The 22,962-nt window shown below is 58.6% G+C and carries 24 protein-coding genes and 1 pseudogene; 5 read left to right on the forward strand and 20 right to left on the reverse strand.

Going from position 1 to position 22,962, the window contains the following annotated elements; translation table 11 throughout:
- Positions 1-3: 3 nt before the first annotated feature.
- A complete protein-coding gene (locus CHC01_RS11610; RefSeq protein ID WP_089264411.1) occupies positions 4-990 on the reverse strand; it encodes a HipA family kinase in 987 nt (328 codons plus the stop codon).
- Positions 991-1,108: 118 nt separating this feature from the next.
- On the opposite strand from CHC01_RS11610, the gene CHC01_RS11615 reads away from it, so the two are divergent.
- From CHC01_RS11615 to CHC01_RS11635, 4 genes and pseudogenes are all read left to right on the forward strand, one after another.
- Positions 1,109-1,486: a hypothetical protein gene (locus CHC01_RS11615; protein WP_244558307.1), complete on the forward strand. Its 378-nt coding sequence runs from the start codon at positions 1,109-1,111 to the stop codon at positions 1,484-1,486.
- 45 nt (positions 1,487-1,531) lie between these two features.
- On the forward strand, positions 1,532-1,981 hold the full coding sequence (locus tag CHC01_RS11620; RefSeq protein ID WP_089264413.1) for a hypothetical protein: 450 nt from the start codon (positions 1,532-1,534) through the stop codon (positions 1,979-1,981).
- Positions 1,982-2,520: 539 nt separating this feature from the next.
- Positions 2,521-2,658 (forward strand): annotated as a pseudogene (locus tag CHC01_RS33480) (response regulator); the annotation flags it as partial.
- Between the two features lie 481 nt (positions 2,659-3,139).
- Positions 3,140-3,478, forward strand: a complete 339-nt coding sequence (locus CHC01_RS11635) for a hypothetical protein (RefSeq protein ID WP_089264414.1) — start codon at positions 3,140-3,142, stop codon at positions 3,476-3,478.
- 162 nt (positions 3,479-3,640) lie between these two features.
- Here the strand turns inward: CHC01_RS11635 and CHC01_RS11640 are convergent, their stop codons facing one another.
- Together CHC01_RS11640 and CHC01_RS32505 are read right to left on the reverse strand one after the other, a co-directional pair.
- Positions 3,641-3,904: a ribbon-helix-helix domain-containing protein gene (locus CHC01_RS11640; RefSeq protein WP_089264415.1), complete on the reverse strand. Its 264-nt coding sequence runs from the start codon at positions 3,902-3,904 to the stop codon at positions 3,641-3,643.
- A 351-nt stretch (positions 3,905-4,255) separates the two neighbouring features.
- Positions 4,256-4,441, reverse strand: a complete 186-nt coding sequence (locus tag CHC01_RS32505) for a hypothetical protein (RefSeq protein WP_176454560.1) — start codon at positions 4,439-4,441, stop codon at positions 4,256-4,258.
- A 115-nt stretch (positions 4,442-4,556) separates the two neighbouring features.
- Here CHC01_RS32505 and CHC01_RS11645 point away from each other — a divergent pair, with 115 nt between their 5' ends.
- Positions 4,557-4,889, forward strand: a complete 333-nt coding sequence (locus CHC01_RS11645; RefSeq protein ID WP_141137086.1) for a hypothetical protein — start codon at positions 4,557-4,559, stop codon at positions 4,887-4,889.
- Between the two features lie 167 nt (positions 4,890-5,056).
- Here CHC01_RS11645 and CHC01_RS11650 read toward each other — a convergent pair whose 3' ends face one another.
- The 17 genes from CHC01_RS11650 to CHC01_RS11730 all read right to left on the reverse strand — a co-directional run bounded on the left by CHC01_RS11650 (position 5,057) and on the right by CHC01_RS11730 (position 22,899).
- Positions 5,057-6,016, reverse strand: a complete 960-nt coding sequence (locus CHC01_RS11650; RefSeq protein WP_502695641.1) for a formylglycine-generating enzyme family protein — start codon at positions 6,014-6,016, stop codon at positions 5,057-5,059.
- A gap of 86 nt (positions 6,017-6,102) precedes the next feature.
- Positions 6,103-6,756 (reverse strand): response regulator, encoded by a 654-nt coding sequence (locus CHC01_RS11655; RefSeq protein ID WP_244558308.1) that lies wholly within the window; start codon positions 6,754-6,756, stop codon positions 6,103-6,105.
- Positions 6,757-6,880: 124 nt separating this feature from the next.
- A complete protein-coding gene (locus CHC01_RS11660) occupies positions 6,881-8,350 on the reverse strand; it encodes a PAS domain-containing sensor histidine kinase (RefSeq protein ID WP_089264419.1) in 1,470 nt (489 codons plus the stop codon).
- A 214-nt stretch (positions 8,351-8,564) separates the two neighbouring features.
- A complete protein-coding gene (locus tag CHC01_RS11665) occupies positions 8,565-10,709 on the reverse strand; it encodes an adenylate/guanylate cyclase domain-containing protein (RefSeq protein WP_089264420.1) in 2,145 nt (714 codons plus the stop codon).
- A gap of 48 nt (positions 10,710-10,757) precedes the next feature.
- Complete coding sequence (locus CHC01_RS33030; protein WP_502695642.1) at positions 10,758-11,066, reverse strand: hypothetical protein; 309 nt, start codon at positions 11,064-11,066, stop codon at positions 10,758-10,760.
- Positions 11,063-11,926 (reverse strand): DUF2092 domain-containing protein, encoded by an 864-nt coding sequence (locus CHC01_RS11675; protein ID WP_244558309.1) that lies wholly within the window; start codon positions 11,924-11,926, stop codon positions 11,063-11,065. Before CHC01_RS11675 ends, CHC01_RS33030 begins: the two co-directional genes overlap by 4 nt.
- Positions 11,923-12,396: a hypothetical protein gene (locus CHC01_RS33485; protein ID WP_502695643.1), complete on the reverse strand. Its 474-nt coding sequence runs from the start codon at positions 12,394-12,396 to the stop codon at positions 11,923-11,925. The genes CHC01_RS11675 and CHC01_RS33485 overlap by 4 nt, the downstream gene beginning before the upstream one ends.
- A 151-nt stretch (positions 12,397-12,547) precedes the next feature.
- Positions 12,548-13,489 (reverse strand): HlyD family secretion protein, encoded by a 942-nt coding sequence (locus CHC01_RS11685; protein ID WP_089264422.1) that lies wholly within the window; start codon positions 13,487-13,489, stop codon positions 12,548-12,550.
- Complete coding sequence (locus tag CHC01_RS11690) at positions 13,489-13,731, reverse strand: DUF3302 domain-containing protein (protein WP_089264423.1); 243 nt, start codon at positions 13,729-13,731, stop codon at positions 13,489-13,491. The genes CHC01_RS11685 and CHC01_RS11690 overlap by 1 nt, the downstream gene beginning before the upstream one ends.
- Before the next feature lie 9 nt (positions 13,732-13,740).
- Positions 13,741-14,751 (reverse strand): HAD family hydrolase, encoded by a 1,011-nt coding sequence (locus CHC01_RS11695; protein WP_089264424.1) that lies wholly within the window; start codon positions 14,749-14,751, stop codon positions 13,741-13,743.
- Positions 14,748-16,127 (reverse strand): BatD family protein, encoded by a 1,380-nt coding sequence (locus CHC01_RS11700; RefSeq protein WP_089264425.1) that lies wholly within the window; start codon positions 16,125-16,127, stop codon positions 14,748-14,750. Before CHC01_RS11700 ends, CHC01_RS11695 begins: the two co-directional genes overlap by 4 nt.
- Positions 16,124-17,644, reverse strand: coding sequence for a vWA domain-containing protein (locus tag CHC01_RS11705; RefSeq protein WP_089264710.1), 1,521 nt, complete (start codon positions 17,642-17,644; stop codon positions 16,124-16,126). The genes CHC01_RS11700 and CHC01_RS11705 overlap by 4 nt, the downstream gene beginning before the upstream one ends.
- Positions 17,641-18,639, reverse strand: coding sequence for a VWA domain-containing protein (locus CHC01_RS11710; protein WP_089264426.1), 999 nt, complete (start codon positions 18,637-18,639; stop codon positions 17,641-17,643). Before CHC01_RS11710 ends, CHC01_RS11705 begins: the two co-directional genes overlap by 4 nt.
- Positions 18,632-19,147: a DUF4381 domain-containing protein gene (locus CHC01_RS11715; protein ID WP_089264427.1), complete on the reverse strand. Its 516-nt coding sequence runs from the start codon at positions 19,145-19,147 to the stop codon at positions 18,632-18,634. The genes CHC01_RS11710 and CHC01_RS11715 overlap by 8 nt, the downstream gene beginning before the upstream one ends.
- A gap of 1 nt (position 19,148) precedes the next feature.
- Complete coding sequence (locus CHC01_RS11720) at positions 19,149-20,153, reverse strand: DUF58 domain-containing protein (RefSeq protein ID WP_089264428.1); 1,005 nt, start codon at positions 20,151-20,153, stop codon at positions 19,149-19,151.
- Between the two features lie 10 nt (positions 20,154-20,163).
- Positions 20,164-21,186 (reverse strand): AAA family ATPase, encoded by a 1,023-nt coding sequence (locus CHC01_RS11725; protein ID WP_089264711.1) that lies wholly within the window; start codon positions 21,184-21,186, stop codon positions 20,164-20,166.
- A 129-nt stretch (positions 21,187-21,315) separates the two neighbouring features.
- Complete coding sequence (locus CHC01_RS11730; RefSeq protein ID WP_089264712.1) at positions 21,316-22,899, reverse strand: arylsulfatase; 1,584 nt, start codon at positions 22,897-22,899, stop codon at positions 21,316-21,318.
- Between the last annotated feature and the right edge of the window lie 63 nt (positions 22,900-22,962).

Below are 22,962 nucleotides of genomic sequence, written 5' to 3' on the forward strand. Positions count from 1 at the left end.
CGCCTATTCCAAACATAGCCCGGGCTCATCCAAGAGCTTCCCCGGTATGAACTCTGCGACCTTATTGGCCCTTGCACAAATTAAATGACACCAAGCGGCTTTGATCGAACCTGAAATCCCCCATTGCTGAGGGATTGAACCAAGCACTTCTTGGACGACGTTGGTGTCTATTTGACGGAGACGGGCGACTGCTGCCTGTACCGCATCCGGGCGGATATAGGCACTGAATTCGGGAAAGTTCCCGTAGATTCGCTCATCATCCAGCAAATGGGGCTGCCCAAGCTCGTCTTCAAGCGTTCCTTCAACAAAGCAGTGTGAGTGGTCAAAGACCACTATTTGGAACTTTCGTCCCGAAGGAGTGAAGAATAGGTTATCACGATTGTAAGGGGTATTTTGCGGGTCGGGCGGGCAACGGTCCGCATTTCTTATCCACGTGTCGAATACGACCAACTTAGAGATGTCTTCCGGATTATGCAGTCGACTAAGAAACACGTCGCCACCGTCGGCCGTTAGTCCGTCGATCTCTTTCGAGATAAACGCCGGCCCGTGGAGCATATACCCTCGCTCAATCATCGGGACGTCTAGATCGACCAACTGGACTATCGCGAAAGGCGGCGTTTTTAGACCTAACCAACGAGCGAGCTCAGCGGCAACCAATTCAGTCGCAAGGGCGACGGGACCCGCAGGGTTACCCATACCTTTAAGGAAGCCAATTCCCTCGTCGGTAGCAACTTTGGCCGCTCGCGTGCTCGTGCGGAGGGGCTCAATAACACGCTTCACCAGAGTGGGTCTCCACTCGACCCCACATTGCAGCATTTCCCATCCCCATAGCCTTTTTGCCTTATAGGACATGCTTCCAAAGATGGCGAGGGCGCTAAACTTATAGTTGTTCGTATAAACGGGATACTCCCGGCAACTGCGCAACCCTCCTCCCGCGCCATCGCCGAAGCCACGGCGGATGAAGGGCTCGTCGAAATCACCGTGTTCCACGGGTCCACTGCGGCTGAGGGAAGAGACCAGTACCCGAAAATTCAACCTCAGCGGACTCGACTTTTGTTCTTCTTATGTTCTAGTTGGGGGCATGAGTGACAGACCCGCAAGCTGGCGCATGCCGACGCCCAAACAGATGGAAAAGCTGGTTTCCAAGCCGGGTCGCTCGGCCGAGCCGCCTATTCCGGCGCCCGGCCCCACCGACGATCTGCCGGAGGCGTATTGGGATTCCATCATCCGGGATCCGCGCGGACAGATCCGCACCGGCGTCCCCATCCAGCAGCGACGTCTCTCGGAAATTCCGCGGCATGTCCTCCGAGTGTTCTGCCGCCGCTGTGATCGCATCGTGGAAATTCAGACCGTGGATGCGGTGCGTATCTACGGGGCCCATGCGGTCTGGAAAGACGTGGGCATGAAGCTGCTCGACAACGGCTGCCAGGAACGCACGGGACGCCTTGAGGAGGACGGCTGCTGGCCGTCATTTGAGACAACCTAGCGCTTTTGATTTTTCATTTTTTGACCGTCACGCTTGGACGCCCATATGGCTCCGAAATATCACCCCACGCCCCTGTCAGGCGGCGACCGCAAGGCTCTCAACAAAGAGCTGACTAAGGCGCGTGGCGTGACGCTAATGCTTGCACGTCAGTCGGACGAATTGCGCGCAAAGGGTGAAGCCCTGATCCGGGAAGCCGACAGGCTGTCCTGCGAAAGCTGGAACGAGCGCATGTGGGCGGACGGCGAGCCGATTGATCCGTCCCCGACCGTCAATCAGGCACTGAACGGCGGCTTTCCGTGGCTCGAGATTGAATGTTCAAGATGCCGGGCCAAGCGCGACGTCAGCCTGGCAGAGCTCCCCCATGTCGACACGACATGCATCCACGACCTCGCGACCCGCCTGCGCTGCCAGCGGTGTGCGAAAGGCGCCAAGAGACCGCTGGCGACATTGCTGCAGTTGGCGCCCAGCTCACGGCATGGTGTGGAGACGCCATGATGCCTGAACTGACACGGCGGCGCACCGATGATCGTTTTGAGACCTGGGAAATCTGGTACGGCGACGTGCAGGTCGGCACCATTCGGCCTGCACGACTGGGACCCCACTCCCGAGAGGTAGTGCATCTGGAAATGGTCTTGCGGCTTTTATCTGGTCCATGCTGGCGAATGTTACAGCGGCGAATCGCTCGACTTCGAAACAGCCCGCGCCGCCTTTTGATGCTGCGTGGGGCATACATGAAGAGACCATGGCTCATATTGAACACATCACCGGACGAGCACCGGGCACGTAATCGATAGGAACGCGCATGTGCAATTTGTATTCGATGACGAAGAACCAAGACGCCATCCGCCGGCTGTTCTCCTTCGACATCGACAGCACCGGAAAACTTGCCTGCAACGCCCGGCATCTTTCCAGACTATCCGGCCCCGATCCTGCGCAACAAGGCGGATGCGACCGAACTGACGCTCGCACGCTGGGGCACGCCCTCCTCACAATTCGCACAAATGCAGGCCCCAAGAAGCGCGCCGCAAAACTCACGGATAAGTCGGCCAGATCTAAAAGTACTGTTCATCACCGGCTACGCGGAAAACGCTGCCGTAGGCAACGGCCAGCTTGCCCCCGGCATGGCGGTGCTGACCAAGCCATTCCCCATGGAAACCATGGCAGCCCGCATACTCAATGAGCCGCCGTCAAAATCGACTATCAGCACCATGTCTCGCTCTTCCAAGAGGCTTCCCTTCTGGAAATCGACGGTGCGTTCGCCTTTGTTCACGCTGGGGTCAATCCGGAACGCCCCATCGACAATCAAGAGCGCACCGACCGCCCTTCAATCAGGGAAACATCCTTCGCAAACCCCAAGCCCTTGTCCCATATCGTTGTACATGGGCACAGCATTACGGACGCGCGACGCCCACTCGTGACCCACAATCGCATCGCGTTGGACACCGGGGGCATATGGGACCGGGCACCTGACGACGCCCATCATCGACCCTGTGTCGGCTTCGCTGGAGTTCGCCTGGACCTCCCAATCGGATTCCAATATCACGGTCGAGTTCATTGATCCTGACGTCACGAGCGTTCCGGAAGGTCTCCAAGGCCACTTAGAATGGATCGATGCGCCGCAATCGGCGCGATAGCACGAACAGGATTCTAACGATGGAGACGCCGGAAGGCTTCGAAGAACGCGTCAATTATCGAGAGCGCTACCAGGGCAGCACGCTGAACTTCCTTGGGCGCCCCGCATTTCTGAGGTACGATTTTTGCGAATTTGTGAAATGCACCATTCTGATCGACGAGCGAACGGAGAAGCTCGCGATCACGAACTGCGTCTTCGAAGACTGCAACATCGATACATTGCCGTCCGATGATCGAAGGTTTCTGATTTTTCGGGATAACGTTTTTAAACTCCCGATAGAGGAGCGGAGAACCTCATTCGAAAAGCGTTTGGCGGAAGCGCTCGCAGTCAGAGGTCGCCGACTTGAAGATGGTGGGTAACCTGAATGCCCCCCAACCTTGATTAGTTCGGCTGGGCAACTGCGAGCAATACAGCGCTAACGGCGAATGCGCGTTTTCTCTAGAGCTCGCTTCTATCTGACATACCCGCCCTCGAAGGCTCGCCCAAGTCGTCGCGTGACGTTCCGTCGGTGAAGTCTCAGGTTACCGTCTGAATTCGTCCAGAAGGCTGCCGGGCAGATTAGACGGCGGCATCTGATCGCGATAATGCGCGAGAACCTGAAGCCGAATAGCCGACGACAGATTTCCCTGATGCCTGTTGCGATCAATCTCGCTAACTAGATCCGACAGCGTGACGCTGCGTGCACCGGCGATCTCTTTCATGCCGCTCCAAAACGCCTCCTCCAAACTGACGCTCGTCTTATGACCGCCGATGACAATGGATCTCTTGGCTACCGGAGACTTCATACGATTGCTCCCTGGCTTTCCCCGCTCCATGGTAGGCTGGCTTAAAAGCTAACCTAAAAGCAGCTCCACTTCCAACAATACCTTCGTCTGCTCCATGCGGCGACCAAGTCCTATGCGATGACGCTGACCTACCTCTTGATGATCGCCAGCATGACCCTCTCCAGATCGTCAACTGATCTGCCGCGGGTTGATCGGAGGCTCTATTTACACGGCGATCGAGCTCAATCGAAATTCTGAGTCCCAATCGCGACAATCACGGAATTCACCGACGGATGGCCTACTTCACCATTCCATTCGACAGTGGATCGAACGAGGAAATCGCTTAGGCGATCTTCGTCCCAGGCCACGCGATCACTTGGCCAGATAATACCAGCCGATCACGCCCACCATCCTTAGCGGCATATGCTCGCCGCTTGGTACAGCGGTTGGTATAACGGGCTCGCGAAGAAACATTTTGCGCACATCACCAGAGCCAAGTCCGGTGAACATCAGCTCATCTTGTATTGCAAAGCGCACCCTGACCTCAAGGTCATCCAAGCCATAGATACGCTGCTCGCCAAGGAAAAATAGCGGCGCCAGGCTCGCGCGATCGTCGCGTGTCTGAAGGGGCGTGTTTCAGGGATCGCGGCTGTTTGATTCAGGGATTCTCCTGATGGACCGCGACCTCCCCGATAGCGACGATCCTCACGTTAACAATGAGCATCTGGAGGATAAAATGCGTATAGACGTCAGGTCTTTTCATCGCATCGCGACCGCTGGAGCGGTGGCCATCGCGATGATCGCAATGGCAACGTCGCCCGGTCACGCGCAGCAAGCCAAGAAAGGCAAGAAAGCCAGTGCGGATAGCACGTATTCAATTCGTGAGAAGTGTATTGCCAAAGCACAGGCCGCCTATCCCGACACAGGACTCGGCACCGCCACCGTCATGACCCAGCGCACCGGCGTCTATGCCGATTGTGCGAAGAGCGCAGGCATCAGGCCGTAGGCGAAAGCAGCCCGGCGACGATCAACGCCGCGCTCCCCGCAAAACGTGGATCCGAGATACTCGGATCCATCGCGTCTGCGGACAAAAAACGTGCCCCATAGGAAAGTCCGAGGTCAACGGTCCTGATAGCGGACGCCGAGCCCATTCAGTTCGTCGATCCGGGTCCTTCAGGTCCTCACAACGCACCTAAAGCCGATATGGCATGTGGACGTGTCAATCGGCTCGGCATGGCGGGCCGCAGGTCGATAGCGGCGGCAATAGTTTGGCGCGCAAAGGTGCGAGCCTCCCTTCAGGACCTTGCGGGGAATGCGTATCGCGGGTTGGTTCGGATCGAAGCTACCTTCGACCACTCCTCCACGGGGATTGGTCGGAATGCAGCAGGCCTTCGTCGGGTCGGCATGGTGCTTTGGTGCATACCAGTCCGAGGTCCACTCCCAGACATTTCCGATCATATCATGCAGGCCGTAGCCGTTTGGCGGAAAGGCCGAGATGGGTGACGTTCGCTCGAAGCCGTCAGTCGCGAGATTGTCTATGGGAAAGACGCCTTGCCAAGTGTTGGCCATGTGCCGCCCTTGCGGCGTGAATTCGTCGCCCCACGCAAACTCAGCACCATCAAGTCCGCCCCGCGCCGCGAACTCCCATTCGGCTTCGGTCGGTAGATCGCGTCCTCGCCATTCCGCATAAGCTTGCGCGTCCGCAAACGCGACGTGAACCACGGGGTGATCGTCGAGATCTGCGATGTCGCTTCCAGGCCCGTAAGGATGCCTCCAGTCAGCACCTTTGAGGAACGACCACCACTGCCCCCAGTCGGCCAGCCCGGCGACCGCAGACGGCTTCTGAAAGACCAGCGAGCCGGCGTACAACATTTCCGGAAGCGCTCCGGGATATTGCTCGATGTGCGGGACAATTTCAGCGACGGTGACATGACCGGTTTCGGTAACGAACTTGCGGAACTGCGCGTTCGTAACCGGCGCTTTTTCGATCATGAATGGATCGACCCTCACGCGATGGACTGGTGCTTCCTCAGGATATCGGTCGTCCGTCCCCATGCGGAATTCTCCGCCCGGCACCTCGATCAGTTCATCTGCAACGAATTCAACGGTTCGGTCGAGCGCATCTATCGTCATCATTGCTCCGAATGCGGATGGACGATGAAAATGGAGCCTGGCCTGTTGATCGTCTATCAGGGAAAACCCTGAATATCGACGTCGCCTTACGGCTCGATGATCCTGTTCCGGATGGCGTATCTCACCAATGCCGCGGTCGACGTCGCGTCGATCTTCTTCATCGCCGCGGAACGTTGCGACTCAACGGTCTTGATGCTGACGTTCAGTAGTGCGCTAATGTCGCGGTTGCTGTTTCCTTCCGCGATCAACTGGACAACGATCCGTTCGCGGGGCGACAGCAAGGGCACCACCCTGTCGGTTTCCTTCTCGATGTAGGAATCCAGCATCCGCTCCGACAGACGACCGGTGAAGAAGGGTTTTCGGGCGGCCAAAGATTCGATGGCCGAAATCAGGTACTGCTTCGCGTCAGATTTGAGAAGGAACGCGCGGGCGCCGGCCGCCAGAGCCTGGGTGATGATCTCGTCCGTATCATGCATGGTGAACATCAGAACTTCGGTTCTGCGAAGGCGGGATCTCACTTGGCGGGTCACCTCCACCCCATTCATCACCGGAAGAGCATAATCAGTGATGAGGATGTCCGGCTTCGTTGCCAGCGCCAGGTTGACGGCCGTCTTTCCATCTTCAGCCTCGCCGACGACCTCCCAGCCCGGATGGTGCTCCACGATCGCGCGCAATCCCGACCGGACGACATCGTGGTCGTCCGCGATAAGAATGCGCACCACTGCTGCCGCGTCTGGCAAAGCTATCTCCGAACTCGGTCGCGATGCCGCCGAGGTTAGTGAAGTTCCTTGATCGCGCGAATTCGTGGAAACCCTGATATCGGCAGGGTCGCACCCTGAATTTGCTCGGCGCACTAGCATCGGGCTACCCGGCTAAATCAGACATGGCGTTGAGACCGGAAGGCATCGGAAGCCGTGAAAAGACGAGGGTCCCTCGTCCCGAAGATCGAAGCTTCAAGCAACCGCCGAATTGGTTAGCACGCGCTCGCATTCCGGATATGCCTATGCCGGGCTTGGCCAGCTTGCCGTTGGGATCTTTCGCAAGACCGATGCCGTCGTCGGACACACTTAGGGAAACCCTGGACGCACTGACCGTCACGGCGACGTCCACGGATTTGGCGCAAGCATGCCGGTGTACATTCGCCATTGCCTCCTGGACGATACGCAAGATCGCACGCTTGAGGGGCAGAGGCAGCGCTTCCAAAGGTCCTGTGGTTCGCAGGGCAGCATGGATGTCCGTCCGGGACGAATAACCTGCAACAAAGCGAGCTAGCGTTGGTCGCAGACCGTCCTCGTCGAGTGCTCGTGGGTACAGCAAGTAGCTGACCGAGCGAATCTCTCGCTGAGCCTCCGCTATGGATTTCTCTACGGAAGCGATGATCGAGCCCTCTCGCTTTCCATCCATTCGATCGCGAAGCACCATCAAGTTCAAGCTCGCCGCGGTAAGGTGTTGCACCGTGGAATCGTGCAGCTCGGCCGCATAACGCTGCCGCTCTTTCTCTTGCAGGTTGACGAGCCGGACAGCCATATTGTCAACTTCGTCGAGTGCCGTCTCGAGTTCAGTGACGTCATCACGTGCGACGAGGATACGCTTCCAGCGACCTGCGTCCATGCACGACACGTGAAGACGGTAGTTACGGTAGCCGCCGAATGCTCTCGCTCGAAAATTGAATTGAAAATCCTTCTGCCTCCCGGCGATCACGTCCATCACGCCCAGACGGTATGCATGAAGTTGAGACCTGACAGGCTTGAGTGTGTGGAGTTCAAGATAAGGCACGCCTATCCCGTTATCCTGGCAGTACTTACCTGAATTCCTCATGAATTCATGCCAGGCACGGTTTGCGACCAAAACGACACCCGCCTCGTCGAGTATCGCGATCTCCGAAGTCATGACGTCCAGCGCGGAATTGAGTAATTCTTTCGCCTTCAGTCCAGCTAATTCAGCCGTTTTGCGATCAGTGATGTCGCGAAAAAGTATCGCGGTTTCCGTACCTATTGGATAGAAATCAGCTTCAACCCACCGTCCCGGTTGCGTGGCACTGGGGGTTTCGATCCGCTGCTGCTGGCGGCTCTCGATGAGTTCTCTCAACTCAGCTCGGTCGATCCGCCCCGCCTTCTCGAACAGCTTGAAAATATTGCAACCGACGAGTTTTTCAAGCCGGGGGCCTACCCACCTCGCCGCTGCGGGATTGATCTCGGAGATATTGAAGTCACGGTCGATCTGCAGGTAGCAGTCAGACATTTTGTCCAAGATGGACCGAAGCTTGTCGCCGCTTTCCGAGAAGGTTCGCGCGGAAACCAATCGATCGGAAACGATTTGAAGGGCCTCGTTCATTGCGTTGCCTTTCAGTGTTCTTGTTATTATTTTAAATCAAGTTGCTTCTCTAGCGTGCAGTGCAATCGGTTACCCGCAATGGTATCTCAGTCGGGCTAGTCGGGTAAACGGTTTTTGCTAACGCACGCGATGATTTTTTGGTGCAGCGACAAATAACCGCATTCAAATCTTTGATGCCGCGTTCGTGTCGCTTGCCAATCCGTCAGCGGTGAACTCAGCGCGCGCCGTGAAGCGCAACGACACCAATGTAAGAGCGACGTAATCGCCCTGCGTGATAGGTCGCGATGGCGTCGTCAGGATACGCGTCGAGAAATGCATCGAGACCGGCCAATGCCTCTGGCGCATCCGCATTCACCATCGCCGCGTATAACCTATCCCACTCCCTGCAAAAGGCTGCTTCGGCTTCCGTGTGCGGCCCGCGACGGCAACGCAGTTCAAATATAGCGAACGAGTCCGTGAAGCCCTTCGGTTTTATATTGTCAACGCGTCGAAAGACGAAGCCCGAAACCGCGGCGTTTCGGACAGCTTCGCTGACGAGTACCGACGTTCCGTAGTTCTTGTTCAGATTTTCCAGCCTGGACGCCAGATTCACCGTGGCACCCAGAGCAGTGAAATTCATTCGGTCAGCAGACCCGATGTTGCCGACTAGAGCTTCGCCAACATGCAAGCCGAAGCGGGTTTCGTATGCAGGCCATCCCTCTTGCGCAAATGCCCGGTTCAAGTCCCGGTTGGCATCCAGGCAATCAAGAATCGCGCCGCACGCCTTGACAACGTGGCCGGCATCTTCGGACGGTGCGTTCCAAATTGCCATCACCGCATCGCCGATGAACTTATCGACTACTCCGCCGGTCTCCATGATCGCATGTGAGAGTGCCGCGAAGTACCGAGAGGTAAAAATCATCACCTGTTCCGGATCGGCTCGCTCTGTAATTGCTGTAAAGTTCGCGACATCGGTGAACAGAACCGTTATCTCACGCCGACTTCCTCCCAGCGTCATGTCGCTTCGGGATTCGACAAGTTGCTGTACAAGACGCCGCGGTACGAACTTCGAGAACGTCTGGACAACGGAGCGCAAGGTGTGAACCGAGCGCCCTAGATTATCGATCTCGCGTATGACGGATCGCAACTGGGGTCCGTCGGTTCCGGCAAAATGCTGGATGCGGTCGGTTTCCGCCGCGAGTTCTCGCAGTCGCCGAGACATCATGGAGCCGATCCAGAACACGAAAGGAACCATGCCGACGACGAAGGCAAGCGTGAGCAGGAAAAGCTTGCGTCTCTCCTGTTCGATCTCGGAGAAAAATTCATCCAGCGGCGCCATCACGACGAGGCGTAGATTTGCGGACCCGGCGGTCTTGATCGACTGGAAGGCGGCCGCGTACCTCCTGCCGTTGACGCTACTGAAGACCTGACCTGCAGAACCGCCTCGCCGCCAGGCATCGATGGCCCCGCTGACGCCTGTTGTGTCGATTTCGGCAAGCCTCGGCAGCTCGACGCCCGATGTGAAAGAGGATTGCGCCGCGACACGGTCGCCGAGCCCCGGATAGACAATGACACGGTCGTCATCATCGAACAGGAATGCCTTTCCCGAAGGTCCGAGCTGCTGGCGACGTAACAGCGCTTCGGCTTCTGTCAACATGACATCCCCGGCAACGACCCCGCTCCGTCCACGTTGACTGGCCGCTCTGACCGTGTAACCCGGGTGGCCGGTTGCGTGGAAAATGTAAGGATCGGTCAGGATTCCCGCGCCTGGATCATGGGCCCCCTTGTACCAGGGGCGTTCGCGCGGATCGTAGTTCGTGGGTTCTTCTATTTGCGACAGCGTGACCAAGTCGTCCGACAGGAAGGTGACGTTTCCAATGCGGGCTTTGGTCGCCGATGACATCGGATCTATCGTCAGCAACCTGAATTTTGTTTGCTCGGGAGCGGCTAGCCTTTTCCGATAATCAGGCCCGGCTCGGTCGATGACGTCCATCTGGATGAAGCTGCCGTCATCGTAACCTACATAAGCATTGTATAGGTGCTCGTTGTTACGCAACATCGCCGCCATCAATGCGTAAAGGCGCGGGTTGTTGGCGATCTCCGCGGTCTGTATCGAAGGCAATTGCCGGAGGACCTCAAGGATGTCGTGAACGTCCTTGAACTGGGCGTCAATTCTGTCGGCCGTGTGCTCGGCAACACGGGCGAGAAATGTTGCTGCCGCCGATTCCGTAATTGCCGTCACACGTCGGAAGCTGAGATAGACGAGCGTCAGGCCGACGACCAGAAGCACAGCGACGAAGAGAGTGATAATTGACGCCCGGAATCCGACGCTAACGCCACGGCTCGCCGGGTCCGTTGTTCCGACGCTCTTGTTGCTCACATTGGCACCATCCGTCTCGGGCCGTGAAGCCCGCTGTCGCGCTAGAAGTTAAGGGCAGCGCCAGTATAGCCTTCCGTAGGCGTCCACGGCCTGAACGCACGTCCGCGCAGGAGCCACGACGACAGGAGCCACAGCCGCAGCGGCGCCTGCGGCGGCACCGACGGCCACGGCCCGTCTTGTCGTCCTCCGTGCCACCCCTGCGTAGCTGAGAGGCGTCAGAGGGCGGCCGATGACTGCCTCGGCGCTGCTGACGAAGCTACTCCGAACGGTGACTGAGGCGGGATCGCCCGCCAGCAGCCCCACGGCAAGAGCGCCGGATCCGAGGATCGTTTTGAGGATCACCTTAGTCGTCGTCATTTGCCTGCTCCTTGCGTGATCTGACTGTTCTGAGTCGCCTGCGGCACCTCATCCATGTCCTGAAGGGCCGACATATCGACCTTCCTCACTCCGGCCGGTGGGTTAAAAGAAAACGCATCGGACGAAGCGCCAGCGTCAGTATTCCAGTCTTTGAACCGCAACGTGTATTGCGGCGCTCCGGTCACGGCCTTGCTGGTGATGATGTATTTGCGCGGGATCGGCTTATCGCCCGCCTCAATCCAGACTTGCCAATCCACGTCTGGATTACGAAAGGCGAGATGGTCGCAATCCTTGCCGTCGATCACGCCGCGGCCAATGTGCTTGACCTCAACGACGTCGGACATCAATTCGTCGTATCCGCGCGCCAGGAGCAGATCCGCTCCCGGAACGTCGAGGCCGGCTTCGTCGCGCAGACGGCCAACCAATTGACCGATCGTACCCGGCGCTTCCCATTGTGCGTATACGCCAGCATTGCGCCCGAACACGGTGAAGGTCTTGCCGTCGAACACGAACTCTGCGTCGGTGTAACCGCCGGTACGCGTGACACGCATGGAATCCGGTCGGCTAAGTTTCAATTGGCCCGATGCCGTGAACTGGATCTTTTGCAGTGCCGGTGTCACGACCTCGATATCGGAGTCATAGGCAATGTTAAGATTCTTCTGGCTGGCGACGTAGTCAAACATATTGCGCAGAACTTTCTCGCCTTCCTGCGCGCTGGCGAGAGGTGCCGAGGCCATCATTGCCAGCAGCGCCAGACTTGCTGTCCGCAAGTATCGGGTCTTGTTTGCGATCGATCGATGATCAGCCATTCTCGGCGTCCTTTCGGGTAAGGAAGGTTGGGACATTTGCAAAATCTTCAAGGACAGGCGTCCCAGAAGCCCTGCGTCTTCGATGGGTCCGTGTAATACCAGCACATGTTGGGTGCGGGAGCCGCGCCCGCCCAAGCCACCGCCGTGGCAGCGCCGACGAAGCCAATTGCGGCTCCAGCGGCGATTGCGCCACCCGGACGCCACCAATAACCCGTGGGGCGTGCCCAGCGTACCCCTCCGCCGTTCCAACCGGGCCGCACGACGCCCGCACTGCGTCGCACGGCCACGCCTCCGCGTGGTCCGACGACGGCCGCGCCTCTCCGATAGGCGACGCCTCCGCGAGGGCCTACCGCCACACCGCTCCGACGCACCGCCATGCCGCCGCGGCGCACCATGACCGGCGTGACGTCCGTCACCTCTGTCCGGAACGATGAGATGGCACTGGACAGTGTCCCGGCCTGCGCCGGCGATTGCGCCGCGGCGAACGCGACCAACAATAGGAACAAGGCGCGAGTGGCCATGTCGTCCTCCGTTCGGAATGTTTGGGCTCTCGGCCCGATGATCGAATGAACAGTCGTACGACGGGGATTGGAGTGCCATTAGGCAACTCCCGCTATTCCCAGGGGGGAAACCCTGAAATTCGGCGGAGAAATGTGAAAATGGCGGATCGCGTCAGAATGAGACGACGTAGTTCAATATCGCCGTCTGTCGCATCAGCACCTTGCGCACGAAATGCGTCACCTTGAGCCGATCGGTGAAGATCGCAGCATCGCCAGCGCTTCCCGCCGGAAGCGAGCGGGCGAAGATTGCATCGTCGAGCACGATGCGCGCGATGAAGGGGGCTGCTTGGATAGCATTCGGCGTTGTGGCCGTTCCGGATGTCTGCACCTGGCCCGTCGAGATCGCCTGCAGTATTGTCTCGACCTTTCCCGTGTAAATCATACCCGGCATGAATTTGAACGTCACCTCGACGTCCTGCCCCCTTCTTATATAGCGTGCATTGTTCTGAGCGATCTCAACACCGATGATGGTCTGCGAGGTGTCGATGAACGCCATGACCGGTGCCAGCGACAGGTTGGATACCCGGGCCCCCCTGCGCAATCCGACGTTCGTGACGTAGCCGTCGGCAGGCGCGGTTACCGTTGTCTTCTTCAGATTCCAGGCAGCGCCTTCAAGCTGAGCCTTTAACTGATCCACTTCGGACTGTCGCTGTTCCACGTCGAACCCGCGTCCGGAATCCCGCGCGAACAAGGTTGTCATCTGAGCGAGTCGAGTTTCAGCAAGCTTCAGTTGTGCTTCGATCGCCTTGACTTGCGCACCGTAGGGCGTGGGATCGATCCGGAACAAAACGTCGCCAGCCTTCAATTGAACGTTGGCGGCAACTGGCACTTCGGCGACTTCGCCGGAAACTTCCGGAACGATGGCCACTGAATTTCGCACCACGACAGCCGAGCCCTGTGGAGCTCCCCATCCCATCGGGACCAGGATTCCAAATATCACCACCAGCAAAACCATGAATGGCGACAGCTTCCAGAACAGGTTGAACCTGATGACCCGGAAATGAACCAGCAGGAAGAGCAACACCAAGTACGTGTTGATGATCGCGGCGCCCATCACGACCGCTCACTGTCTCGACGACATGGCACATCGACGTATGCCCATAGGAATGCAATGGGCCACAGCGCAAAACCACAAATCAAGGTTATCCAGCCTGCTGCCGTCACGGCCTCCGCCCACGGATGGTGGCGCGTACGCGCGATATGTCCCGGTAGCCACCCCACGATGCACAGCACCCCGACCACGCTGGCGACTACGACAAGGAGGACGATCCACGCGAAGATATCGAGTCCGGACATGAAACTCACCTATTTCTCGGGAGGGAAGATCGTTTTCCAGTCCATCTTCATATTGACGACGGTCCAACCCTTCGCCGCGGCTTCATCGAGCGCCTTGTCCAGTTTCCCGATCTTCGATTCACGGTCGTAGGCATACTCGCGGTCAGGATCGGTATGCCGGACAATACCGAGGAATCGCGCTCCCTGGCCGCCCGCTGTCCATTGCAGCATTTGCAAGTCGCCGTCGGAGTTGCCGAAAGCAAAGATGGGCCGTCGTCCGATGAAGCGGTTGATGCCCACAGGCTTGCCGGGGCCGTCATCAACGAATTCAATCTTGGCGATCTTTTTCAGTTCTGGTTTGCCGTTCTGGTCGAAGCCGAACTGGACAACGCCCGATGAGCCGACCACCTGCTCCGGCGGAATTCCGTAAACCGTTTCGACCCAAGGCCGCATGAATTCGACCCCGCCGCCGGACACGATGAATGTCTTGAATCCGTTGGCGCGCAAGTAGGAGAGTAACTCCAGCATCGGCTGATATACGAGTTCCGTATAGAGACGCTTGAAGCGTGGATGTCGCGCCTTCGATGTCCAATCGAGTACGTTTTGTCGGAAGACCTCCGTCGTCATGCCCGTATGCGATGCCGCGACGATGTCGAGGACTCCACTCTTACCGAACCGTGCAAAACCCTTCATATCGCCCTGAAGAAGGCTCTTGAACGGCTCCTTTTGCCTCCACTCGGGGCGCTGCGGCGCCATCCTCTGAATCTCGTCGAGGGCGAACGCCATCTGGAAATAGACCGGTTGCTCAGGCCAAAGCGTACCGTCGTTGTCGAATGTGGCTACACGCTCGGCCGACGGCACAAAATCCGGCCCGCCCTGCGTTGTGACGCGCGTCACGAAATCGATGATAGCCTTCTTGGGCGGGCCATCATTCCATGACGGAAGCGGGTCAGTTTGCGCATTGGCCGTTTGGACATCGTGTCCGGAGATGCCGACGAGAAGCAGCAGGAACAGCACGAATCGTCGCGTGAGCAGCTTCATTTCAACATCTCCGCTTCTTGGGGGACATGGACCGCACTTGGAACGGCCGTCCAATCTGGATTGAGATGAGGCAGCGTATGTTTTCGACGAGGCGAACGGGTCCGGCGGAAGCTCCTCCGTGCAGTAACAAGAGCGCCTTCAAGCGAGGTGGCAGTCCAGCCGTCAGTCGGTAGGCGGCCAGAGAACAGATCACGGTTTAGGCGTTCGATCTCATTCGTGAGGGCCGCCCCGCCGAATTTTCTGGCCCAGTCGGATATCGGCCCGATGCGGGCGACAGCTGCCCAGCCTTCCAGCGCCCGATACACGACAATCCGGTCGTTGCTACGACACGATGCCCGTAACCGTTTGAAGACCGCGGCCTCTCCCTGTTGGTACGCGTTCATTTTGGTTTTGACGAAGGCAATCACTCGCGACAGAATCCGCATATAAGCACACGCGAACGCTACGGCGATGACGAGTAGCATCGCGAGGATCCTCGGGAGCCAAGATTTCCAATCGATCGAGCCTGACGCGGAACGTTTCAGTTCAGCTTCCGGCGAGATCGCCGTGTTTGGTTCTGAACCTACGGCGACGCTGAAATGCCTGCCCGGTGCGCTTGCAATCTGGACTTTGCCGTTTTCGGCGTCGTACCAGTGTTGAATGACAGCGGGGAGTTCATATTCCCCGGCTTTGACGAACTGGTAGGTGACGCGGTCGATCCGCCGCCCCCCGGCAAAATTCCTGCCGTCTTTTCTCTCGTCGGATAGCACCGGATCGCGCCGATAAAATTTAGCTCCGTCGGGAGCATTCAATTGCGTAGGCGGTATCATCATCGCCTGCATCCCCGATGCAAACACGGTTACCGTTCGCGACACGGCATCTCCGACCTTCAACCCGTCATTGTCCGGCTCCCAGGTCTGCGTGATCTCCAAGGGGGACAAAGGCAACGGTCCATCCGGCCCCGTCGCGCCTAAAGGCAACACGGCCTCGAATGTCTGCTGCGGAATCCGAACGGAAGCTTGCGTCGCCTGCCCTGGCACCGCAGCATAGGAAAAGGTGATGGCGACTTCCGGAACGGCAAATCGCCCCGACTGCATGGGCACAACCTCGTACTTTTTCCAAATGCCCGAATAGGATTCGCCGTCAATCGTTTCGCTGAAATTCATGGCGCTGTCCTCGGACAACGAGACGATGGCACCGGAAATATCGAGACTGGGGAACTGCGGCGCCGACATGAAAAACTTCGGTACCAGCACCTCGACTTTAATGTCTATCCGCGCACCTGCCATATAGGGCGAACCCGGCGGCATGATCATCCGCGCAAGCGGTTCTGCCGCATGTGCCGACGAACACTGGAGCGCGATCACAAGACCAAGGCGCACACATCGCGACATCATTCCGATTTCTCCTGCGCTTCGATGGAGAAACGCCGCGCCAAGAGATCCGTCGGCGAAACCTGGATATTGCGCATCCACACTTCTGCGGTCTGCCGTCCGACATCGACTACGCTCTTCTTCCCTTTTTCACCCTTGTCGTCGAACTTGAATTGATCTGGCCTGTCGTCTAGCTCGTTGCTGTCCTGCTCGTCATTCTTCGGCTTCGCGGCGATTGCGTCCTGGACGACTTTCAGGTTGTCCTTGGCCTCTTGCCAATCAGGGCGCTCCCTGATGGCTTCTTCGTAGGCGGCAACTGCCTGTGACAACTTGCCAAGGCGAGCGAGCGCATTGCCTTGGTCAAAGCGAGCTTCGGCACTATCGACCCGCGCAAAGGCCTCGGCAGCTCGGTCGAATTGGCCCAAGCGATAAAGTGCGACGCCCTTCCACATTGGATCGACAAACGTGTCGGCAGCTTTCCCGAAGTCACCGCGGTCATATGCGAGCCTCCCCTGCTGGTCAGGCGATAGCCATAAATCCGTAAATGAGCGTTCCGCGGCTTGGGCCGTGGATTGCAGCATCAACGCGGCCAGAAGGGCTGCGGCTGACCAGCGAATTGTCCAGCCCTGCCGGAACCATAACGCTCCTAAAAGCGTGATCGGGATCATCAGCCACCAACCAATGTCCTGCCAACGAGTGCCAGCATCCGTTTGCGCCTGAAGCAGGTGGGAAGCCGCGCGTCGAGCGATCCATTGAACGTCCTGATCATCCGCCGTTATTGAGGCCAGACGAATTCCCGCTCCGCTCCTAAGGCGTTGCAGGGCCTCGACATCGAAATTGGCACCGCCGTTTGATGTTTCGCCTGCCCTGCCGATGCCCAGTATCATGAGTTCGTTACGTCCGGCATGGCGTGCAAAAGCCTCGAACGCCTCCGGCTCGACGCCGTCGGTCATGAAGAGGATCGTTCCCGGAACTGTTTCCCGTGCCAAGCCCGCCTCAATGGTAGCGAGCGCCTTCGTGGTGTTTTTCCCGGAAACCGGCATTATCCCGGTTTTCAGGGCATCCACGTAGGTGCCGATCAGCTTCTTGTCATCGGTCAGCGGAAGGACCATGTGCGCCGAACCGGCATAGACGAACAACGCGGTCCGCGCGCCTTGCCGTACTTCGAGAAGGTCCTTCACCTTAAGCTTCGCGCGTTCCAGCCTCGACGGTGCAATATCCGTCGAATCCATGGTCTGCGAGAGATCAATCGCAATGGCGAGAGGTGCGATATCTGCGACAAACGGCGACCGCTCATGCTGCCATGTCGGGCCAGCCGCTGCGATCGCGCCGAGAACGAGTAATAGAATCGTGAGGTGGACCGGGCGGATGCGCGCGCCGACGCGCCTTTCGACGAGAAGGTGATCGAGCAGATGCGGAGCGATCGCATGTTGCCACTTGGTCCGCATGTCCTGCCGATGCGAGACGATCCATCCGAGCGCGGCCGCAACAGGCAGCAACAGCAGCCATGCGGGGCGCAGGAAATGAAAGTCGCCGATCATGGCGCGGCCACGCGTCGCGGAGCGCGCGACGTCGTCCAGAGCCACATTAGCAGATGATAAGCGGTCAACAGCGCCAGAGCTGCGCCGAGCGGATAGTGGAAAAGTTCGCGGCGTGGCCGCCATGACAGCGTCGTCGCGTTAGATGGCGTGATGCGGTCGAGCGTCGCGTAGACTTTTTCCAGCTCACTCTGGTCCTGTCCAAAGAAATACTGGCCGCCCGTCGTCGCCGCAACCTTCTCCAACGCCAAGGCATCAAGCTTGTCTTCACCGACCGCATCGGGGTTCCCGATCCCGACCGTATGGATGCGAATTCCGTTCTGTTTGGCGATATCGGCGGCTCGGTCGAGCGGCATCTTGCTGGCCGTGTCGTTGCCGTCGGTCAAAGCGACCAAAACCTTCTCCGGAGCCTTGCTGTCGGCGAACATCTTGATTGCCAGGCCTATTGCATCGCCAAGTGCCGTGCGTGGCCCCGCCATACCCGGTATGGCGCCCGCGATCATCGTCTCGACCGTGACGTGATCGAGGGTGAATGGCGCTTCCGGATAAGGCGCGTCCCCAAACACGATCATCCCGACACGGTCGTCCGTCCGACGCTTCACGAAATCCGCAACAACGCTGCGAACTGCTTCCACGCGCGGTATCAATGCGCCCCCAGAGTTCTTGAAGTCGCGGGTGTCCATCGATTGCGACAAGTCAAGCGCCAGCAGGAGGTCGCGGGCGGGCTGCACCTTCCGTATCGGTGGATCCACATATTGCGGACGCGCCAGTGCGATCACGACCAGAGTCCAGCAGACTGGAGCCAGCAGCCGTTCAGGCCAGTTCGTTGTCGGAATTAAAGCGCCGCGGCTCGGGACCGCACCGGACGCATGCGCGACCTCGTTGAAGAACGGAAGGCGGATCGAAGCCGTTTCCTCACGATACGGCGGCAACAGCCACCAGATGAGGAGCGGTAACGGCAGCAACGCTAACAGCCATGGATATTCCAGGTTATACATTGTGGCTTCCGATCCATTGGCGTGCGGCCTCCGTTATCTCCCGCGCGTGGATGACATTCACGACAGGCTGTCGTCCCGAGTATTCGCGTTCTTCAAGAAATGACGCCGCCACTTCGGAGAGACCGTATCGTCCGGCGTGCGCTCGCAAGAATGCGACCCATCGCGTTCCCGACAGTGAAGCCACCTCGGCGCGCGGCCAGCCGCCCAAGGCCGCACGCTTCAACAAGCGAGCTATGTCCGTCAGCGCCGCGCCGCGTTCGCGATCATCAAGTAAGCGCACCTCGATCCGATCAAGTTCAGCTAGCGCTTCGCGCCTATATCCATCAGCACGATATCTCCGGACGGCGCGCAGAGCCGCCCAGATGATGACAGTCAACACAATGCCGCCGAGCACCGCCCATCCGGAGGTCTGCGGCGTCCATGGCACCGGCGACGGCATCCAGATGTCGGTCAGCTTCTGCAGTGCCGCCCGGGTCGTCGCGTCCATCGTTACGGCGGCGTCGGCCATGTCAGCGTCCCCGCCCCTGCCGCGTCACCTGTCCGAGCAGCCGACGCATCTGCGGCGCCACCTCCTCTGCGGCCGATATCGGCAGGACCATGACGCCGAGCTCGCGGTGCCAAGCGAGGATTTCCTTCGCCCGGACGTCCGCGAAATCGGCGAGAGACTGTCGCGTATTGCGGCTCGTCAGCCCCAGTTCGACTTGAAGATCGCCGTCGCTGACAACAATGACTCCTGATGGCGGCAGTTTCAAAAGGAACGGATCGTAGACAAGTACGGCGATCACGTCATTCGTTCCGGCCATCCGCAACAGAACATCGTGGGTGTGTCCATCATGCCCGTCGAAATCGCTGACGATGACCACGAGGTGTTCGTGCCTGGCAATGCCTGCGACCGCATCAAGTGAGACGTTGAGTTGCGCCGGAGTGCGGACATCGGTGCCGCCCGCGCTTAGACGTTTGTTTGCACCGGCGATGGCAGTTGCCAGTCGCATCACGGCTTCGCGGCTACGATGCGGCCGGGTTGTTTCGATCTGCGTATCGCCGAAGATCAAACCGCCGACCCTGTCACCCTGCCCTAAGGAGCGCCACGCGACGAGCGCGGCTACCTCGGCCGCCGCCACGGATTTGGTGGATCGCACGGAACCGAAGAACATGTTGATCCGCTGGTCGACGACGACGATGGTCGGTCGGTCCTTCTCCTCGGTATAGACGCGAATATAGGGCTTTCCGGTCCGAGCGGTGACATGCCAATCCATCGTCCGGATGTCGTCGCCGGGCAGGTATTTCCGTAATTCTTCGAATGCGAGACCGCGCCCGCGGACGCGCGAACCGTGACGACCGGACAACAGGCTGTGAACCGGCTGACGGCGCAGAAAGCTGAAGTCGCGTGCGGCGGTTTCGAAAGCCGCCAATGCGTCCACTGACGTATAGGCGCTTCCGTTCGTCGGCTCTGCGGATAGCCGCTGGTCAATGGACCCTTTAGGTCGTCGCGCGGCAGCAAGTGAGAAGCGCATCTTTTGCCCCTCAGGAAACGGCGACGCGCTCGACGATGCGGTCGATCGCCTGATCGGCCGTTACGCCTGCGGCGTGCGCGTCGTAAGAGAGGACCAGCCGGTGCCGGAAGATATCATGGACCACGCTACGGACATCATCCGGCGTTACGAAATCCCTTCCGCGCAGCCAGGCATGCGCCCTTGAAACCTTGTCCAGCCCGATCGCTCCACGCGGACTCGCGCCGATCTGTATCCACTTCCCGAGATCCGCATCGAGCTTCTCGGGGTAACGAGTGGCGAACACCAGGGCCACGATGTAGCGGTCGACGGCATCGGCAACGTTTACCGAATGAACCTCGTTACGGGCGTCGAGTACGACCTGCTGCGGCAATCGTTCAACAGCGGCCGTCGCCGACTTGGTGCCGCTCTCCTCCTCGCGCACCAGGCGCATGATGTCGCCCTCGGATTTCTCGTCCGTGTAGCCGACTTGGACATGCATGAGAAAACGGTCGAGTTGAGCTTCCGGAAGCGGATAGGTGCCCTCCTGCTCGATCGGATTCTGGGTGGCCATCACCATGAACACTGGAGGCAGCGGATGCGTTTCGCCCGCGACGGTAACGTGCCGTTCCTCCATCGCTTCCAGCAACGCCGACTGCACCTTCGCGGGCGCCCGGTTGACTTCGTCGGCGAGAACGAGATTGGCGAAGATCGGTCCCTCCTGGAATTTGAACTCGCCCTTTCCAGCGTCGGTGAAATACACCTCCGAACCAGTGATGTCGGATGGAAGCAAATCCGGTGTGAATTGAATTCGCGAAAACCGCGCGTCGATGTTTTTCGATAGGCTCTTAATCGCCCGAGTCTTGGCGAGTCCAGGAAGTCCCTCGACCAGCAGATTTCCGTTGCTGAGCAGCCCGAGAACCAAGCGATCAACCATCTCGTCCTGTCCAATGATTGATTTCGCGATCCGAGCCTTCAGCGCGAGAACAGCATCATGGGTCGAAGTCCCCGGGGACTGCCTTACTTCGCTGGTCACCGCGGCGTCGGACACGGTCATCATCTTCCTTCACGTTTCGATATCAAACCGCTTGAGTTTCCGGGCACGACCCTGACGCATCAGGATGTCGTTGACCGTATGCAAAGTTCCGAGACGGCAGGCGGCGGGCAGTCCCGCCGCCGAACGACCTCACTTTTCAAGGCCCCTCGCCTTGAATGACTGGTCAATGGCTTTGTTCACCTGTGCCCGCACGCCTTCGATGTTGAAGCTGGCTGGGCGTTGACTGGGCGGATACTCAACAAACGTCTGCAGGAAGGCGGCTGCCTTCAGTTGTCCCTTTACGAGGAGAAAATCGTTTCTGGCCAAAAAATCGTAATACTGGTCCGATACCACGTCGGCCCGTTCGTAAGGGTCCATCCGAAGATTGAAGATCTTTGGAACGCGCAGCGGCGTAAAAGGGTTCGACCAGACAATCATGCCGCCAGGCTGCCTCTGTTCGTGGAAGACGATCTTCCAATTGTCGTAGCGCATGGCGACGAGGTCGCCGTCGTCGTTGAAATAGTAGAAATCAGACCTAGCGCTGGTCGGAGACTTCCCGGTCAGATAGTCGAGCTGGTTATAACCATCGAGATGGTTCTTGAAGGTCGTGGAATTTCCCTGCGGCTGCCAACCTTTAAGCAACCGGTCCTTCACGTCAGCATCGCCAGCTACCGCCAGAAGGGTCGGAAACCAGTCCAGACCGGAAACGATGCCATTGGCCACCTCTCCAGCCTTGATCTTGCCGGGCCAGCGAACCATGGCGGGGACGCGGAATGCGCCTTCCCAATTCGTGTCCTTCTCACTTCGGAACGGAGTAGACGCCGCGTCTGGCCATGACCATTGATTTGGACCGTTGTCGGTTGTGTAAACGACGATCGTGTCATCCGCGATTCCGAGATCGTCGAGCGTTTTGAGCAGCCTTCCCACATGTCCGTCATGCTCGACCATGCCATCCGCATATTCGTTTCCGGGCATGCCACTCTGGCCGATCATGGACGGACGGACGTGGGTGAATGCGTGCATCCGCGTCGCGTTCATCCATGTGAAAAACGGCTTTCCTGCCCGCACCTGTCGCGTGATGAAATCGATGGCCGCATTGGACGTCTCGTCGTCGATCGTCTCCATGCGCTTCTTGGTCAGCGCACCGGTATCCTCGATCTTTCCGTCGGCCGTGGCCCGAATTACGCCGCGCACCGAATATGCTTTCATAAACTCCGGATCGTTCTTCGGAAAAGTCGGGTTCTCAGGCTCTTCTTCCGCATTCAGGTGGTATAGATTGCCGAAGAATTCGTCGAAGCCATGATTAGTGGGGAGATACTCGTCCTTGTCTCCAAGATGGTTCTTGCCGAATTGCCCTGTTGCGTAGCCCAGAGGCTTGAGCGCCTGGGCAATGGTGATGTCGCCCTTCTGCAGGCCGACGGGAGCACCAGGCGCGCCGACCTTCGAGAGACCGGTGCGCAGACATGACTGACCGGTGATGAATGTGGACCGTCCAGCCGTGCAACTGTTCTCCGCATAGTAGTCGGTGAACATCATGCCTTCCTTGGCAATGCGGTCGATATTCGGCGTCTTGTACCCGACGAGACCGAAGGTGTACGCGCTGATGTTAGTCTGACCGACGTCGTCGCCGAAGATGACTAGGATGTTGGGTCGTTTGGTCGGTGCTCCCGGTTGCGTGGCGACGGGCGCTGGCTGGGGTGCCTTTTGTGCCTGCCCTTGCGCTCCTTGCGTCATCGCTGCGGTTGCGAACAGTGCCGACGTGCCCAACAAGATATCTCGGCGATTGACGGATTTCTT

The sequence above is a fragment of the Tardiphaga sp. OK246 genome (assembly GCF_900188215.1).
GTDB lineage: Bacteria > Pseudomonadota > Alphaproteobacteria > Rhizobiales > Xanthobacteraceae > Tardiphaga > Tardiphaga robiniae.

Excerpts from the sequence above, each read along its gene's own strand:
- CHC01_RS11615 (WP_244558307.1), top strand. The coding sequence starts at position 1,109 with ATGCCGACGCCCAAACAGATGGAAAAGCTGGTTTCCAAGCCGGGTCGC.
- CHC01_RS11620 (WP_089264413.1), top strand. The coding sequence starts at position 1,532 with ATGGCTCCGAAATATCACCCCACGCCCCTGTCAGGCGGCGACCGCAAG.
- CHC01_RS11635 (WP_089264414.1), top strand. The coding sequence starts at position 3,140 with ATGGAGACGCCGGAAGGCTTCGAAGAACGCGTCAATTATCGAGAGCGC.
- CHC01_RS11640 (WP_089264415.1), bottom strand. The coding sequence starts at position 3,904 with ATGAAGTCTCCGGTAGCCAAGAGATCCATTGTCATCGGCGGTCATAAG.
- CHC01_RS11645 (WP_141137086.1), top strand. The coding sequence starts at position 4,557 with ATGGACCGCGACCTCCCCGATAGCGACGATCCTCACGTTAACAATGAG.
- CHC01_RS11650 (WP_502695641.1), bottom strand. The coding sequence starts at position 6,016 with ATGACGATAGATGCGCTCGACCGAACCGTTGAATTCGTTGCAGATGAA.
- CHC01_RS11660 (WP_089264419.1), bottom strand. The coding sequence starts at position 8,350 with ATGAACGAGGCCCTTCAAATCGTTTCCGATCGATTGGTTTCCGCGCGA.
- CHC01_RS33030 (WP_502695642.1), bottom strand. The coding sequence starts at position 11,066 with ATGACGACGACTAAGGTGATCCTCAAAACGATCCTCGGATCCGGCGCT.
- CHC01_RS33485 (WP_502695643.1), bottom strand. The coding sequence starts at position 12,396 with ATGGCCACTCGCGCCTTGTTCCTATTGTTGGTCGCGTTCGCCGCGGCG.
- CHC01_RS11685 (WP_089264422.1), bottom strand. The coding sequence starts at position 13,489 with ATGGGCGCCGCGATCATCAACACGTACTTGGTGTTGCTCTTCCTGCTG.
- CHC01_RS11690 (WP_089264423.1), bottom strand. The coding sequence starts at position 13,731 with ATGTCCGGACTCGATATCTTCGCGTGGATCGTCCTCCTTGTCGTAGTC.
- CHC01_RS11695 (WP_089264424.1), bottom strand. The coding sequence starts at position 14,751 with ATGAAGCTGCTCACGCGACGATTCGTGCTGTTCCTGCTGCTTCTCGTC.
- CHC01_RS11700 (WP_089264425.1), bottom strand. The coding sequence starts at position 16,127 with ATGATGTCGCGATGTGTGCGCCTTGGTCTTGTGATCGCGCTCCAGTGT.
- CHC01_RS11705 (WP_089264710.1), bottom strand. The coding sequence starts at position 17,644 with ATGATCGGCGACTTTCATTTCCTGCGCCCCGCATGGCTGCTGTTGCTG.
- CHC01_RS11710 (WP_089264426.1), bottom strand. The coding sequence starts at position 18,639 with ATGTATAACCTGGAATATCCATGGCTGTTAGCGTTGCTGCCGTTACCG.
- CHC01_RS11715 (WP_089264427.1), bottom strand. The coding sequence starts at position 19,147 with ATGGCCGACGCCGCCGTAACGATGGACGCGACGACCCGGGCGGCACTG.
- CHC01_RS11720 (WP_089264428.1), bottom strand. The coding sequence starts at position 20,153 with ATGCGCTTCTCACTTGCTGCCGCGCGACGACCTAAAGGGTCCATTGAC.
- CHC01_RS11725 (WP_089264711.1), bottom strand. The coding sequence starts at position 21,186 with ATGACCGTGTCCGACGCCGCGGTGACCAGCGAAGTAAGGCAGTCCCCG.
- CHC01_RS11730 (WP_089264712.1), bottom strand. The coding sequence starts at position 22,899 with ATGACGCAAGGAGCGCAAGGGCAGGCACAAAAGGCACCCCAGCCAGCG.